This window comes from Halomonas smyrnensis AAD6, assembly GCF_000265245.1.
GTDB lineage: Bacteria > Pseudomonadota > Gammaproteobacteria > Pseudomonadales > Halomonadaceae > Halomonas > Halomonas smyrnensis.
Genome location: NZ_AJKS02000011.1, coordinates 46,599 through 60,041, shown reverse-complemented (window position 1 = coordinate 60,041; position 13,443 = coordinate 46,599). Strand labels below are relative to the sequence as shown.

Annotated in this window: 13 protein-coding genes; 7 read left to right on the top strand and 6 right to left on the bottom strand. The window is 69.9% G+C overall.

Annotated elements, in window-relative coordinates; translation table 11 throughout:
• The first annotated feature begins 15 nt into the window (after positions 1–15).
• From UYS_RS0212270 to UYS_RS0212260, 3 genes are all read left to right on the top strand, one after another.
• Complete coding sequence (locus UYS_RS0212270) at positions 16–978, top strand: TAXI family TRAP transporter solute-binding subunit (RefSeq protein WP_016855813.1); 963 nt, start codon at positions 16–18, stop codon at positions 976–978.
• A 23-nt stretch (positions 979–1,001) separates the two neighbouring features.
• A complete protein-coding gene (locus tag UYS_RS0212265) occupies positions 1,002–1,625 on the top strand; it encodes a DUF1850 domain-containing protein (protein ID WP_016855812.1) in 624 nt (207 codons plus the stop codon).
• A gap of 64 nt (positions 1,626–1,689) precedes the next feature.
• On the top strand, positions 1,690–3,696 hold the full coding sequence (locus tag UYS_RS0212260; RefSeq protein WP_016855811.1) for a TRAP transporter permease: 2,007 nt from the start codon (positions 1,690–1,692) through the stop codon (positions 3,694–3,696).
• A gap of 89 nt (positions 3,697–3,785) precedes the next feature.
• Here the strand turns inward: UYS_RS0212260 and UYS_RS17755 are convergent, their stop codons facing one another.
• Positions 3,786–4,523 (bottom strand): YbaY family lipoprotein, encoded by a 738-nt coding sequence (locus tag UYS_RS17755; RefSeq protein ID WP_016855810.1) that lies wholly within the window; start codon positions 4,521–4,523, stop codon positions 3,786–3,788.
• Positions 4,524–4,828: 305 nt separating this feature from the next.
• On the opposite strand from UYS_RS17755, the gene purE reads away from it, so the two are divergent.
• Together purE and UYS_RS0212245 are read left to right on the top strand one after the other, a co-directional pair.
• Positions 4,829–5,338 carry a 5-(carboxyamino)imidazole ribonucleotide mutase gene (gene purE / locus UYS_RS0212250; protein WP_016855809.1) on the top strand — a complete coding sequence of 170 codons (510 nt, stop codon included), beginning with the start codon at positions 4,829–4,831 and terminating at the stop codon, positions 5,336–5,338.
• 27 nt (positions 5,339–5,365) lie between these two features.
• Positions 5,366–6,493, top strand: a complete 1,128-nt coding sequence (locus UYS_RS0212245; RefSeq protein WP_016855808.1) for a 5-(carboxyamino)imidazole ribonucleotide synthase — start codon at positions 5,366–5,368, stop codon at positions 6,491–6,493.
• A gap of 95 nt (positions 6,494–6,588) precedes the next feature.
• On the opposite strand, the gene UYS_RS0212240 is transcribed toward UYS_RS0212245, so the two are convergent.
• On the bottom strand, positions 6,589–7,593 hold the full coding sequence (locus UYS_RS0212240) for a YeiH family protein (RefSeq protein ID WP_016855807.1): 1,005 nt from the start codon (positions 7,591–7,593) through the stop codon (positions 6,589–6,591).
• Between the two features lie 99 nt (positions 7,594–7,692).
• On the opposite strand from UYS_RS0212240, the gene UYS_RS0212235 reads away from it, so the two are divergent.
• Positions 7,693–8,613, top strand: a complete 921-nt coding sequence (locus UYS_RS0212235; protein WP_016855806.1) for a LysR substrate-binding domain-containing protein — start codon at positions 7,693–7,695, stop codon at positions 8,611–8,613.
• Positions 8,614–8,769: 156 nt separating this feature from the next.
• Here the strand turns inward: UYS_RS0212235 and UYS_RS0212230 are convergent, their stop codons facing one another.
• Positions 8,770–9,558 (bottom strand): TraX family protein, encoded by a 789-nt coding sequence (locus tag UYS_RS0212230; RefSeq protein ID WP_016855805.1) that lies wholly within the window; start codon positions 9,556–9,558, stop codon positions 8,770–8,772.
• 206 nt (positions 9,559–9,764) lie between these two features.
• Here UYS_RS0212230 and cadR point away from each other — a divergent pair, with 206 nt between their 5' ends.
• Positions 9,765–10,223 carry a Cd(II)/Pb(II)-responsive transcriptional regulator gene (gene cadR, locus UYS_RS0212225; protein WP_016855804.1) on the top strand — a complete coding sequence of 153 codons (459 nt, stop codon included), beginning with the start codon at positions 9,765–9,767 and terminating at the stop codon, positions 10,221–10,223.
• A gap of 6 nt (positions 10,224–10,229) precedes the next feature.
• Here the strand turns inward: cadR and iadA are convergent, their stop codons facing one another.
• From iadA to UYS_RS0212205, 3 genes are all read right to left on the bottom strand, one after another.
• Positions 10,230–11,387 carry a beta-aspartyl-peptidase gene (gene iadA / locus UYS_RS0212220; RefSeq protein WP_237738465.1) on the bottom strand — a complete coding sequence of 386 codons (1,158 nt, stop codon included), beginning with the start codon at positions 11,385–11,387 and terminating at the stop codon, positions 10,230–10,232.
• Positions 11,388–11,449: 62 nt separating this feature from the next.
• Positions 11,450–12,229, bottom strand: coding sequence for a transporter substrate-binding domain-containing protein (locus UYS_RS0212215; RefSeq protein ID WP_016855802.1), 780 nt, complete (start codon positions 12,227–12,229; stop codon positions 11,450–11,452).
• Positions 12,230–12,554: 325 nt separating this feature from the next.
• Positions 12,555–13,322, bottom strand: a complete 768-nt coding sequence (locus UYS_RS0212205) for a transporter substrate-binding domain-containing protein (RefSeq protein WP_016855800.1) — start codon at positions 13,320–13,322, stop codon at positions 12,555–12,557.
• Positions 13,323–13,443: the final 121 nt, after the last annotated feature.

The window sequence follows — 13,443 nt, the reverse complement described above, 5'->3', positions numbered from 1 at the left end:
CCTGCAGGAGGCTTCATGCTCGCACTCAAGACGGCACTCGCCGCGACTCTGCTGGTCGCCGCGCCCGCGGCCCTGGCCCAGCAGCAGCTGTCCATCGCCACCGGTGGCACCGGCGGCACCTACTATCCCTACGGCGGCGGCCTCGCCGAGCTGATCAACGAGCACGTCGAGGGCTACGACGCCGTGGCCGAGGTCACCGGCGCCTCGGTGGAGAACATGGGGCTGGTCTGGCGCGGCGACTCCGACCTGGCGCTGGCGCTGGCCGACACCGTCTACCAGGCCTATAACGGCACCGGCGACTTCGAGGGCCGCCAGCTCGAGAACATCCGCGCCCTGGCGTCGATCTATCCCAACGCCGTGCAGATCGTGACCATGGCCGATTCCGGCATCGAGTCGCTCTCCGATCTGGAAGGCAAGGTCGTCTCGGTGGGCGCGCCGGGCAGCGGCACCGAGATCAACGCCAGCACCCTGCTGGAGGCCAACGGCATCACCTACGACGACATCGATGCCCGCCGCCTCAACTTCAACGAGACCGCCGACGCCCTCCGCGACGGCGACATCGACGCCGGCTTATGGAGCGTGGGCCCGCCCACCAGCTCGATCATGAACCTGGCCACCACCCGCGACATCCGCCTGATCGGCCTCTCCGACGAGGAGATCGCCAACGCCCAGGCCGAGGAACCGGTGTTCGCCGCCTATGAGCTCAAGACCGGGCTCTACGAGGGCATGGAGGAGGCGGTGCAGACCATCGGCATCCCCAACGTGCTGGCGGTGAGCAGCGAGATGGACGAGGAGCTGGCCTACCGGATCACCCAGACGCTGTTCGAGCACACCGACCAGCTGATCGCCATCCATCCGGCGGCCAACGACACCACCGTCGAGTTCAGCGTCGAGTCCACGCCGATCGCCTTCCATCCCGGCGCGCTGCGCTACTACGAGGAAGTCGGCGCCGAGATCGCCGACCGTCAGCGTCCCTGAGGGGCGCCGCGATGAGGTGTTCGATGACCCCGGGGCGAGCCGTCAGGCTCGCCCCGTCGTCGTGGCGGGCCCTGGCAAAGGCCCTGCTGGCGGTGCTGCTGCTCGGCGGGCTGGCGCCGCCCGCGCTGGCCGGCTGCCCCGGCCATGCGCTGACGGTCCGCGACGCCGAGCACCGGCCGCTGGTTCGCCTGCCGATGCCGGAAGGCGAGGGCTGGTGCCTGGCCTGGAACCATTCGGTGGAGGGCTTCACCGTCCTCGACTGCTATCGCAACGTCGCCGGGCACATGGTGCTCACGCGCAGCCATCTGCCGGACTTCGCCGCCGGTCTCGACCACATTCCCGGCCGCGGCCGCCAGGTCTCCGACGGCCACGGCGGCTACTGGATCGAGGCCATCGACGAGCCGGTGCCCGGCGATGCCTATCGGCTCCGGGTCGGGTCGCCGCGTGTCGATCATCGCCTGGTCGCTCGCCCCGAGGGCGCGCCGCTGGTGGCCCTGCTGGACGCCGCCCGGGACTGCGCCGCCGGCGAGGGATATCCCGAGGCGGCCGAGTCGCCGATGGTCGTGAGCCTGAGTGCACTCGCCGCCAACGAGCGGGTGACGCTGGCCCTGGAGGTCGCGACGTCCGACGACGGGGGCGCCCGATGAGGATCGACCCGCAGCGTCGAGCAACGGCTTGCTTCCATCCCACTGCAACAAGAGAGACACGCCCATGAGCGAAGCGGGTGCATCCCCCATTGTCCCCGGCAGCCAGGCGCCACACTCGCGCCCGGTGCTGTGGCTGATCAGCCTGGTAGCCGTGGCGCTGTCGCTGTTCCAGCTCTACTCCGCCGGCATCGAGCCGCTGGGGCTGTTCTACCAGCGCAGCATCCACCTGGCGCTGATCATGATGCTGGCGTTCCTGATGTTTCCGGTGTTCGGCGCCCGGCACGGGCGGGGCCCCCTGGGCGGGGCGATCGACCTGGCGTTCTTCGCCGGGGCGGTGATCACCGGCGGCTACATGGCGCTGTATCTCGACGAGATCATCAATCGCGCCGGCTTCTGGAGCCAGACCGACATCACGGTCGGCATCATCGCCACCGTCACCGTGCTGGAAGCCAGCCGACGGGCGGTGGGGCTCGGCATGACGGTGATCGGCGTGCTGGCGATCCTCTACGCCTTCTCCGGCCCCCGCGGCGAGCTGCCCTGGCTGGGCGAATGGCTGCCCGGCATCCTCGAGCACCGCGGCTACGGGCTGGATCGCCTGGTCGGCCAGCTCTACCTGGGGCAGGAGGGCATCTTCGGGCTGCCCATGGGCGTGGCGGCCACCTATATCTTCATCTTCGTGCTGTTCGGCGCCTTCCTCGAGATCACCGGCGCCGGCAAGTTCTTCATCGACCTGGCCTACGCCGCCACCGGCCGCCAGCGCGGCGGGCCGGCCAAGGCGGCGGTGATCGCCTCGGCCGGCATGGGCTCGATCTCCGGCAGCGCCATCGCCAATGTGGTGACCACCGGCGCCTTCACCATCCCGCTGATGAAGCGCCTGGGGTACAAGCCCCACCAGGCCGGCGGCATTGAGGCGGCGGCCTCCACCGGCGGCCAGATCATGCCGCCGCTGATGGGCGCCGGCGCCTTCCTGATCGCCGAGTACACCCGGATGCCCTACCTGGACGTGGTCAAGGTCAGCATCCTGCCGGCGATCATGTACTTCGGCACCGTCTACCTGTTCGTGCACATCATCGCCCTCAAGCAGGGCATGCAGGGCATGGCCAGAAGCGAGCTGCCACAGCTGCGCGACGTGATGAGCGCCGGCTGGCACTTCCTGCTGCCGCTCGCGGTGCTGGTGTGGCTGCTGGTGATGAACATGTCTCCGATGCGGGTGGGCTACTACGCCATCCTCACCATGCTGGCGGTGGCGGCGCTGCGCTTCGCGGTGTGGTTCTGCTTCGTCGCGCCGAAGCGCGGCGAGCCGGTCACCGGGGCGGCGCTGGTCCAGGCGCTGAAGCTCGGCGGGCTCAAGGTGATCGAGGGCCTGGAGCTCGGCGCGCGCAACGCCGTGGCGGTGTCCATGGCCTGCGCCGTGGCCGGCATCATCGTCGGGGTGGTGGGCCTCACCGGGCTGGGACTCAAGTTCTCGGCCATGATGATGGCGTTCTCCGACGGCAACCTGCTGCTGGCGCTGGTGATGGTGCTGCTGGCCAGCCTGGTGCTGGGCATGGGGCTGCCGGTGACCGCCAGCTACATCGTGCTGATCGTGCTGGTGGGGCCGGCGCTGACCTCGGAATTCGGCGTGCCGCTGCTGATCGCCCACCTGGTGGTGTTCTGGTACTCCCAGGATTCCAACGTCACCCCGCCCATCGCGCTGGCGGGCTTCGCCGGGGCGGCGATCGCCGGGGCGAAGCCGATGGATACCGGCTTCCAGGCCTGGAAGTTCGCCAAGGGGCTCTACCTGATCCCGCTGTTCATGGTCTTCAACCCGGAGATCATCATGGGCGGCCCGCTGCCGCTGCTGGCCTGGACCACGCTGACGGCCTTCCTGGCCCTGGCCGCCTTCGCCGCGGCGCTGGAGGGCTACCTGTTCACGCGCATGTCGACGCCGGTGCGGCTGGTGCTGCTGCCGGCCATCGTCGGGGTCTTCTACCCGAGCCTGATCGCCGAGGCCGCCGGCGCGGCGGTGATGGTGCTGGCGCTGGCCGGGAACTGGGTCGCCAGCAGGCGAGAGGCCGCCGTGGCCGGTTGAGGGCTTTCCCTGCGGCCGGAGACATGGCCAGACGACAGACGGCCCCGCCCGGGCGATCCGGGCGGGGCCGTGTCATGGAGCGCGATGGCTTATTGAGCCGTCTGGGAGTCGTCCTCCATCATTTCCTCCACCTCTTCGTGGGCCTCCTCGGCGGCCTCTTCGCTCGCGGCGGCGGCGTCCTCGGCGGTCTCCTCGGTCGCCTCGGCGGCATCGCCGGCGGCATCGCCGGCGGCCTCGACGGCATCACCGGTGGTGTCGGCCACGGCATTGCCGGCCTGATCCGCGGCGTTCTCGGTGTCCTCCAGCGCCTGGCCGGCGATGGAGCCCTGGCTGGCCACCGGCTCCAGGCTCACGGTGATCGGCGCCTGCTCGGCGTCCGGGCCGACCTCGACCTGATGGCGCTGCGGGCTGGTCCACAGCAGGTTGCCGTCGTCGTCGCGAATCTCGGCGCGCACGGCGTGGGCATGGCCCGGGTCGACCTGGGCGGTCGGGTAGTCGAGGCTGAACTCGACCGGGTCGTTGCCGCTCACGTCGACCGTGGTCTCGCTGATGGTGGTGGCCGGCGCGTCGGCCCGGGCCACGTCGAGCAAGCTGACCTTCACTTGCGCGTCGTCCGGCAGCGGCGTATCGGTGGCGACGAACTCCATCACGCCCTCGAGGGTCCTGCTGGCCTGCTGCTGGTCGGTCTGGGCCTGTTCGCCAGCGGTCGTCTGTTCGGTCTGGGTGGCGGTATTGGCCGCGTTCTGTTCGCTGTCGTCGGCCTGGTCACAGCCGGCCAGCGCCAGGGTGCCGGTCAGGGCTGCCGCAATGAAAAGTTGACGCTTCATGGTCGGTCTCCTTAACACGTGTGCCGTGTGGGGGGGTGTGGTCGCGTCCCTGTCGACCGCTTCGATCATCACCCTAACAAGGCAATCTGCAGGAAGGTTGAAACCCGTTGTCGCCTGGTGGCAACGGGCGTGCCGCAAGGGAACGGTGCGCATCGGGACCACCTGCCGCGATCGCCCCCTTTCCCGGCGCTGTGGGAGAGGTCGGCGAGGCGCGGCTCTGTTAGAATAGTGGGCTTCCAATTTTCATCATCCGCCCGCGGCATCGGCTGCGAGGTGGTGTCATTCCCGTTTTTCAGGAGCCCAGGATGACAGCATCGAAGGAGACGCCGCGGGTCGGCGTGATCATGGGGTCGAAGTCCGACTGGCCGGTCATGGAGCATGCGGTGACCATGCTCGAGCGCCTCGGCGTGCCCTACGAGACCCGCGTCGTCTCGGCCCACCGCACCCCGGACCTGCTGTTCGACTACGCCAAGTCCGCCGCCGAGCGCGGCCTGCAGGTCATCATCGCCGGCGCCGGCGGGGCGGCGCACCTGCCCGGCATGGTGGCCTCCCAGACCGCGCTGCCGGTGCTCGGCGTGCCGGTGGAGTCCAAGGCCCTCAAGGGGCTGGATTCGCTGCTGTCGATCGTGCAGATGCCCGGCGGCATCGCCGTGGGCACCCTGGCCATCGGCAAGGCCGGCGCCACCAACGCCGGCCTGATGGCGTCCCAGATCGTCGGCCTGCAGGACGGCGAGGTGCGCGAGGCCGTGGAGGCCTTCCGCGCCGAGCAGACCCAGACGGTGCTGGACAATCCCGACCCGCGCCCCCTTCCCTGATCGCGAGTGACGAGCGAGGCAACCACGATGAACATCGGCGTACTCGGAGCCGGCCAGCTCGGCCGGATGCTGGCCCTGGCGGGCTACCCGCTGGCCAACCGCTTCACCTTCCTCGACACCACCGGCCACCCCAGCGCGGGCATCGGTGACGTCATGGTGCTGAACCTCGATAAAGAGGGGGATCAGAAGCACCTCGAGCGCTTCCTCGAGAAGGTCGACCTGGTCACCTACGAGTTCGAGCACCTGCCGGTGCCGCTGGTCCAGGCGATCGAGGAGCGCAAGCCGGTCTATCCCGGCAGCGAGGCGATCCGCGTCTGCCAGCACCGCGCCGAGGAGAAGGCGCTGTTCGATCGGCTGGCCATCCCGACCCCGGCCTATCGGCTGGTGGACAGCGCCGAGGCGCTGGAGGCCGCGGTGCGCGAGCTGGGCACGCCGGTGGTCGCCAAGTCCGTCACCGAGGGCTACGACGGCAAGGGCCAGGCGGTGATCAAGGACCCGGCCGATGCCGCCGAGGCCTGGCGCTCGATCAACCACCCGCGGCTGATCGTCGAGGCCTTCGTCGACTTCGTGCGGGAGGTGTCGATCATCGCCGTGCGCGGCCGCGACGGCGAGGTGGCGTTCTATCCGATGGCCGAGAACGTCCACGTCGACGGCATCCTGCGCTATTCGGTCGCGCCGATGCCGGACCTGGACGACGCCGTCCAGCAGACCGCCGACGGCTACATTCGGGCGCTGCTCGACGAGCTCGACTATGTCGGCGTGCTGACCCTGGAGCTGTTCCAGACCCGTGACGGCGGCCTGCTGGCCAACGAGATGGCGCCCCGGGTGCACAACTCCGGCCACTGGACCCAGGACGGCGCGGTGACCAGCCAGTTCGAGAACCACCTGCGCGCCATCCAGGGCCTGCCGCTGGGCAGCACCGCGGCCCGCGCGCCGACCTGCATGGTCAACGTGATCGGCCGCGAGGGCGAGGCGGCGAAGCTGCTCGAGATCGACGACGCCCACCTGCATCGCTACGACAAGGGCGAGCGCCCGGGCCGCAAGCTGGCCCACGTCAACCTGGTGGCGCCGACCTATGATGCGCTGCTGGAGAAGGTCCGCGCCTGCGCGGCCCTGCTGCCCGACGCCCCGGCGCCGCGCTTCAGCTTCGAGTGAGGCCCGCCTCATCGGCCGAAAGGAGAAGGCCGCGCCCTCGGGCGCGGCCTTCTGCGTGATGGCGATGAGTCAGCCGTGGTCGAGCGCCCCGCCGGTCAGCCCATCAGCAGCCAGCTGGCCAGGCCGCCACCGCTCACCAGCAGCGCAAACAGGATCAGGGCCAGGATGAAGGGCTTGATGCCCAACGCCTTGAGCTTCTCCAGGCGTGTCTCAAAGCCCAGTGCGGCCATGGCCATGGTCAGGGCCAGCTGGCCGAGCTGCACCAGGGCCCCATGGAGCGCGGCGGGCAGGGTCACGACGCTGTTGAAGACCACCATGGCCATGAAGCCGAAGGCGAACCAGGGAATCACCAGGCGGGTCTTGCCCTCGGCGCCTGAGGCCGCGTGGCGGCGCAGCCACCATTGGCCGACGATCAGCAGGAAGGGCACCAGCAGCATCACCCGAACCAGCTTGACGATCACCGCGTTAGCCAGGGCATCGGTGCCCACCGCCTCGCCGGCGGCGACCACCTGGGCGACCTCGTGGATGGTCGCGCCGATATAGATGCCGAACAGCTGTTCATCCATGCCCAGCAGCGGGTAGAGCAGGGGGTAGACCAGCATCGCCAGCGAGCCGAACAGCACCACCGTGGCCACCGCCATGGAGGTCGCGGCGGGACGCGAGCGAATGGTCGACTCGGTGGCCAGCACCGCGGCGGCGCCGCAGATCGCGCTGCCGGCGCTGGTCAGCAGGGTGGTCTCTCGGTCGAGCCCCAGCCACCGGGTACCGATCAGGTAGCCGGTCACCAGCACCGCGCCGATGACCAGCGCGTCCAGCAGCAGCACCTTCGGCCCCAGGCCGATGACCTGCTGCAGCGTCAGCGAGAGGCCGAACAGCACGATGCCGCCGCGCAGCAGTCGGCGAGTGGCGAAGGCGAGCCCCGGGCCGGCCAGGCTCAGGTGGCGAGACAGGCGCCGGGGCAGGGGCAGGTTGCCGGCCACGATGCCCAGCAGCAGGGCCATCACCAACGGGCTCACCCCGCTCTCGGCGAGTATCGGCAGCCGGGAAAGGGCGCTACCGCCGGCGGTCAGCAGGGTACAGAGGATGAGGCCTTGCCACATGGGTCACGCTCCGGGATGTTGTGGGTGACGACCATGCTATGCGCTAATAGCGATTTTGGTTATCAGCTAATAACGAACCTGCTTTTCGGAAAAACCGATATGACGCCACAGGTCAGCTTTCGCCAGCTCCAGGTCTTCGCCGCCGTGGCCCGGCGCGGCACGGTGAGCGGTGCCGCCGCCGAACTGGCGCTGTCCCAGTCGGCCACCAGCCAGGCGCTCTCCGACCTGGAACGCCAGCTCGGCATGGCGCTGTTCGAGCGCCCGGGCCGTCGGCTGGTACTCAACGACCTCGGGCGGAGCCTGCTGCCACGGGCCGAGGAGTTGCTCGACGGCCTGGCCGGCTTCGTCGCCGCTGCTAGGGAACCGGAAGGCGAACTGCGCGGCACGCTCGGCATCTCGGCCAGCGCCACCGTGGGCACCTACCTGTTGCCGGGCCTGGTGGGGCGCTTCAGCGAGGCGCATCCGCACGCCGAGCTGCGCCTGGGGCTGCGCAACACTCACGAGGTGGTCGGCGACGTGCTGCGGCTGGAGGCGGATCTGGGCCTGATCGAGGGCGAGTGCCGCGAGCCGGCGCTGGTCAGCGAACCCTGGTGCGAGGACCGGTTGGTGGTGGTGGCCGCGCCCGGCCACCCGCTGGCGAGCGGCGGCGGCCTCGAGGACGGTGATCTGGCCGAGGCCGGCTGGATCCTGCGCGAGCCGGGCTCCGGCACTCGCGAGGTGTTCGAGCAGGCCATGCGCGACCTGGGCCTGACGCCTCTGGTGCGCATGGCGCTGGGTCAGCACGAGGCGATCAAGCAGGCGGTGCTGGCGGGCCTCGGCCTCGGCTGCCTGTCGGCGCTGAGCGTGGCCGGCGAGCTCGAGCGCGGCGAGCTGGTGGCGCTCGACAGTGCCCTGGTGCTGCGCCGCACCTTCTCGCTGGTGTGGCACCCCGGCCGCTATCGCAGCCCGCTGTGGCAGGCGTTCAAGGTGTTCCTCGTCGAGTGCCGGGCCGAGGGCACCAGCCGCGAGCCGCTTGCTTGATCCGCCTCGGCGCGCCCTCGCGGGCTGGCATGCCCTGAAGGCCGGTCGAGACATCGGGGCCTGCCACCGCGAGGCCGAAAGCCGCGGGCCGGACCCTCGCCGGGCGTGGTGCTGGAGGCGGTCGGCGGCTTCGGCGTCATCGCCGGCGAGGCCGGCTCAGGTGGCGATGGCCAGCCATAGCGCGATGGCCGCGAAGTGGGCGGGATACCAGGCCAGCCACAGGCGGCGCGGCATCGAGCACGGCACCCGGGGCGAGAGCCGGTGGGCGCCGGCGGCCAGCAGCAGGACCGCCAGGCAGGTGGCGACGGTGAAGGCCTTGGCCATCTCGGAGCTGTTCATCAGCCCGGCGGTGACCACCACCGGCAGCGCCGACACGAGCCCGAGCAGGCGCTCGCCCGGCGTCGCCGCGGCCGCGTGCAGGCGCTGCATGGCCAGCATGTAGAGCGGGATCATCAGCAGGCCCAGATGACCATACTCCACGACCGGACCCGCCAGCGCCCACACCGCCAGGGCGGCCAGCGTCTCGGCGGTCAGCCGCCAGGCGGCGAGACCGCGCTCCCGCCGTGCCGGCAGGCTCAGCAGCCAGGCACCGCCGATCAGGCCCAGCGACAGCGTGAAGCAGATATTGAGGATCAGGCCGTCGATGTCGCGGGGCATCAGCGCATAGGGCAGCTGGGCGACCAGGCCGATCACCAGCACGCGCCGGGCGTAGCGCAGCGGATCGCGGGTGTTGAACAGCCCGTGCCAGGCGACCATGGCGGCGAACAGCGGGAAGGCGATGCGCCCCAGCGAGGAGTCGATCCAGCTCAGCCCCCAGGCCTCGGGCACCGCGTAGCGCGACAGGTGATCGAGGGTCATGGTGATCAGCGCCAGCCACTGGCCCCAGCCCGTCCAGGCCGAGGAGGGGCGGGCGATGCTGGCATCGGCGTTGGCGGCGAGGGACATCGCGATCTCCTTGTCGTGGGTGGCCCTATCGATGACCGGCCCAAGGCGAGCGGGTTCGAGGCATGGCGGCGCCTTGTCGATTTTCTGCACAGGGTGTCGCCGACCGGCATCGGCGCGAACGCCGTCGATGCCGGCTTGTCTCACGCAATGCCTATAGTCACTATAGGAAGTGTCACGACCGACCACGCCCTTATCGGAGCCTGTTCATGAAGATCGGCGAGCTGGCGCGGCGCACCGACTGCCGCGTCGTCACCATCCGCTACTACGAGCGCGAGGGGCTGCTGCCCGAACCCGCCCGCAGCGAGGCCAACTATCGCCTCTACGGCGAGGCTCACGTCGAACGGCTGGCCTTCATCCGCCACTGCCGGGCGCTGGACATGACGCTCGACGAGATCCGCGCGCTGCTGGACTGCCACGATCATCCCGACCGACCCTGCCACGAGGCCGACGCGCTGATCGACGCCCACCTCGATCACGTGGCCGCCCGCATCGCCCAGCTTCAGGCCCTGGAAGGCGCCCTGCAGGCCCTGCGCGCGCGCTGCCAGGGGCAACATTCCGCCGCCGAGTGCGGCATCCTCGATGCCCTGGCACACCCGCCGGAAGACGCCGTGGCCAACGCCTCGGCCGACGGTGACCACGTGGCGGGGGTGCATCCGAGGCTGTGAGCCGGGTCAGGGGCGACGATGCACTCGGCGCCCCATGGCCCAGACCTCGTCGATGGCCCAGGTGTCATCGGACAGCACCAGCAGGTCCGCGTCGTGCCCCGCCTGCAGGCGACCCTTGCGTGGCAGGCCCAGGGCGTCTGCGGCGTGGGTGCTGGCCGCGCCGATGGCCTGGTCGAGGGCTACGCCGTGTCGTTCGATGCACTCGCCGAGGGTCTCGAACAGGCTGCTCAGGCGGCCGGGCTGGAGGCCGGCGAAGCGGCCCTCGGCGTCGAAGCGCGGCAGCGAGGCGTTGGCATCGGAGGACAGCGTGATCCGCGAGGGATCGACGCGCGCCTCCAGGGCTCGGGCCACGGCGAGGGCGGCGGGCACCTCGCCGTCGGCCAGCAGCTCCGGTGTGGTGCTGGTGGTGAAGTCGATGCGTCCGCCCTCGCGGCCGAAGCGCAGGCCGTCCTCGAACAGCTCGGCGGTGCGGTTGATGTGGGTGGGCAGGAACTGGGCCAGCGGCAGGGCGCTGTGGCGGGCCGCCTCGCGCAGCGGCTCGAGGCCGCCCTCGGCGTCGCCGGTGTGGATGAAAACGATGCCGCCCTTGCCGGCCAGCATTCCGGCGGTGCGGGTTTCGGCGGCCAGCCGGGTGAGTTCCTCGCGGCTCGGTTGGGAGCCGCGGTGGTCGCTGATGGCCACCTCGCCCAGGCCGATGAATTCGGGAATGAAGGCGATGTCACTGGCCACCGAGCCGGTCACGGTCACCGGCGGCAGCTGGTAGGAGCCGGTATAGCAGTAGGTACTCAGCCCGCCCGCGGCCAGCTCACGGGCCTTGCCCAGCAGGTTGGCGGGCGTGCGGGTCAGGGCGTCGGTGCCCAGGGCGCCGACCAGGGTGGTGACCCCGGAGGCCAGGGCCTCGTCCAGGCCGAGCTCGGGGGTGCGGGTGCCGAAGCCTCCCTCGCCGCCGCCGCCGATGAAGTGCACCAGGGGGTCGACCAGCCCGGGAATGACGCGACGGCCTTCCAGGTCCTCGACCGTCACCGCCGGACCCTGAGCGGGCAGCGCCGAGCCGGCGTCCGCCGGGACGATGGCGGCGATGCGGCCGTCGCCGATCAGCAGGTGGCACAGGCCCTTCGGTTCGGGGGCATGCAGCCGGGCGTTCTTGAGCAGGGTCAGCATCATCGCTCCTCTCGAAATGAGGACGCCGGCGGGCCGCCGGCGTCCGGTGAAGGCCGAAACTGGGCCTACAGCTTGACGTCGTAGCTGAAGTACTTGGCCATGATCTCGTCGTAGGTGCCGTCGGTCTTCAGCGCCTGCAGGGCCTCGTTGAACTGCTCGGCGAGCTCGCGGTCGCGGTGGCGGAAGGCCACGCCGACGCCCTGGCCGAAGTAGGTCTCGGGCTCCTTGATGAAGTCGCTGATGCGCTGGAAGTCGCTATCGGCGGTGTCGATGTCGATCGTCGCCTCGGCGATCGGATAGTCCATAAAGGTCAGATCCAGCCGGCCGGTGCGCATGTCGGCGACCACGTCGTCGGCGCTGGCATAGCGGCGCACGTCGAGGACGTCGCCGTAGAGATCGGTGACGTAGCGATCCTGCAGCGTGGCGCGCTGGACGCCGACGGTCAGGCCCTCGAGGCTGTCGCGGTCCTGCAGGTCGATGTCGTTGCCATTGGCCGTGATCCAGGCGCTGGGAGTGGTGTAGTAGGGCTCCGAGAACAGCACCTGGCGGGCGCGCTCCTCGGTGATGGCCATCGATGACATGATGGCATCGAACTTGCGGGCCTTCAGAGCCGGGATCATGCCGTCCCAGGGCTGCTCGACCCAGCGGCATTCGCGCTCCAGGTATTCGCACACGGCGTTGCCCAGATCGACCTCGAAGCCGGTCAGGGTGCCGTCGGGCAGCTTGTACTCGAAGGGCTCGTAGGGCACGTCCACGGCCAGGCGAATCGGTTCGTCGGCCTGGGCGGTCGCGGTGACGAGGCCGGCGCCGAGGATGGCGGCCAGCAGCAGGTGGCGATGGGACATGAGCTGTCCTCCCATGGTGGGTGTGCGTTGGTGTCGTTCATCGATCGCGCCGGTGTGGCGGCGCAGCGGGGTTCGGCGTCAGTGGCGGGGCACGGGCGTGCCGGGACGGCCTGGCCGGCCATCCGGAGGGTTCACTCTTCGAACCATTCGCTGAGGTAGAAACGCGGGGCGGGCGAGCGGATGGGCTTGGCGCCGGCGGGAAGGCGATGGCCTCGCATGGACGCGGGGGCACGATGCCGCCCCGGGGGTTCCGGGGCGGCGATCGCTGCGGTGAAGTCTGCGTTCACGGGAGAGATCTCGCCGAAGGCCTTATTCACCCAGGACCTCATTCACCGAAGTACTTGGCCTCGATCTCGTCGTAGGTGCCGTTGGCCTTGAGCGTGGAGAGCGCCTCGTTGAAGGCCTCGGCCAGCTCGCCGTCGCGCTGGCGGAAGGCGATGCCGAAGCCTTCGCCGAAGTATTCCACCGGCTCGCTGATCGTCTCGCCGACGGTCTTGTAGTCGCCGGCCTCGCTGTCGATCAGGGTGGACTTGCCGATCGGGAAGTCGAGGAAGGCGATGTCCAGGCGGCCGGCATCCATGTCCAGCACCATGTCGTCGGCGGTGGCGTAGCGGTTCACGTCGGCCACGTCGCCGTACATGTCGGTGACGTAGTTGTCCTGCAGGGTGCCGCGCTGCACGCCGATGGACTTGCCGTCCAGGGACTCGGTGTCGGGCGTGGTGATCTCGCTGTCAGCCGGGGCGAACCAGGCGGAGGGCGGGGTGATGTAGGGATCGGAGAACAGCACCTGCTCGCGACGCTGCTCGTTGATGGTCATCGAGGACATGATGGCGTCGTACTTGCGCGCCTTCAGTCCGGGGATGATGCCGTCCCAGCCCTGGACGACCCACTCGCACTGGATGCCGATCTCGGCGCACAGGGCGTTGCCCAGGTCGATGTCGAAGCCGGTCAGCTCGCCGTCCGGGGTGCGGAACTCCATCGGCTCGTAGGGCACGTCGACGCCGATGCGGATGTCGCGGACGTCGGCACTGGCGGTGCCGGCGATCATGGCGGCGCTCAGCACGCCGAGGCTCAGGATCTTCTGAAACTTCATGGAGGGACTCCCCTTGTTGTTGATGGTCCGCCATGTGGGCGGCGATTGCGGGATGACCCGCCCACCTTAGCGGAAGGCCGGGCGGGTCGAAAGCTCGGGAACGAACGTTGGTTCCCAACGT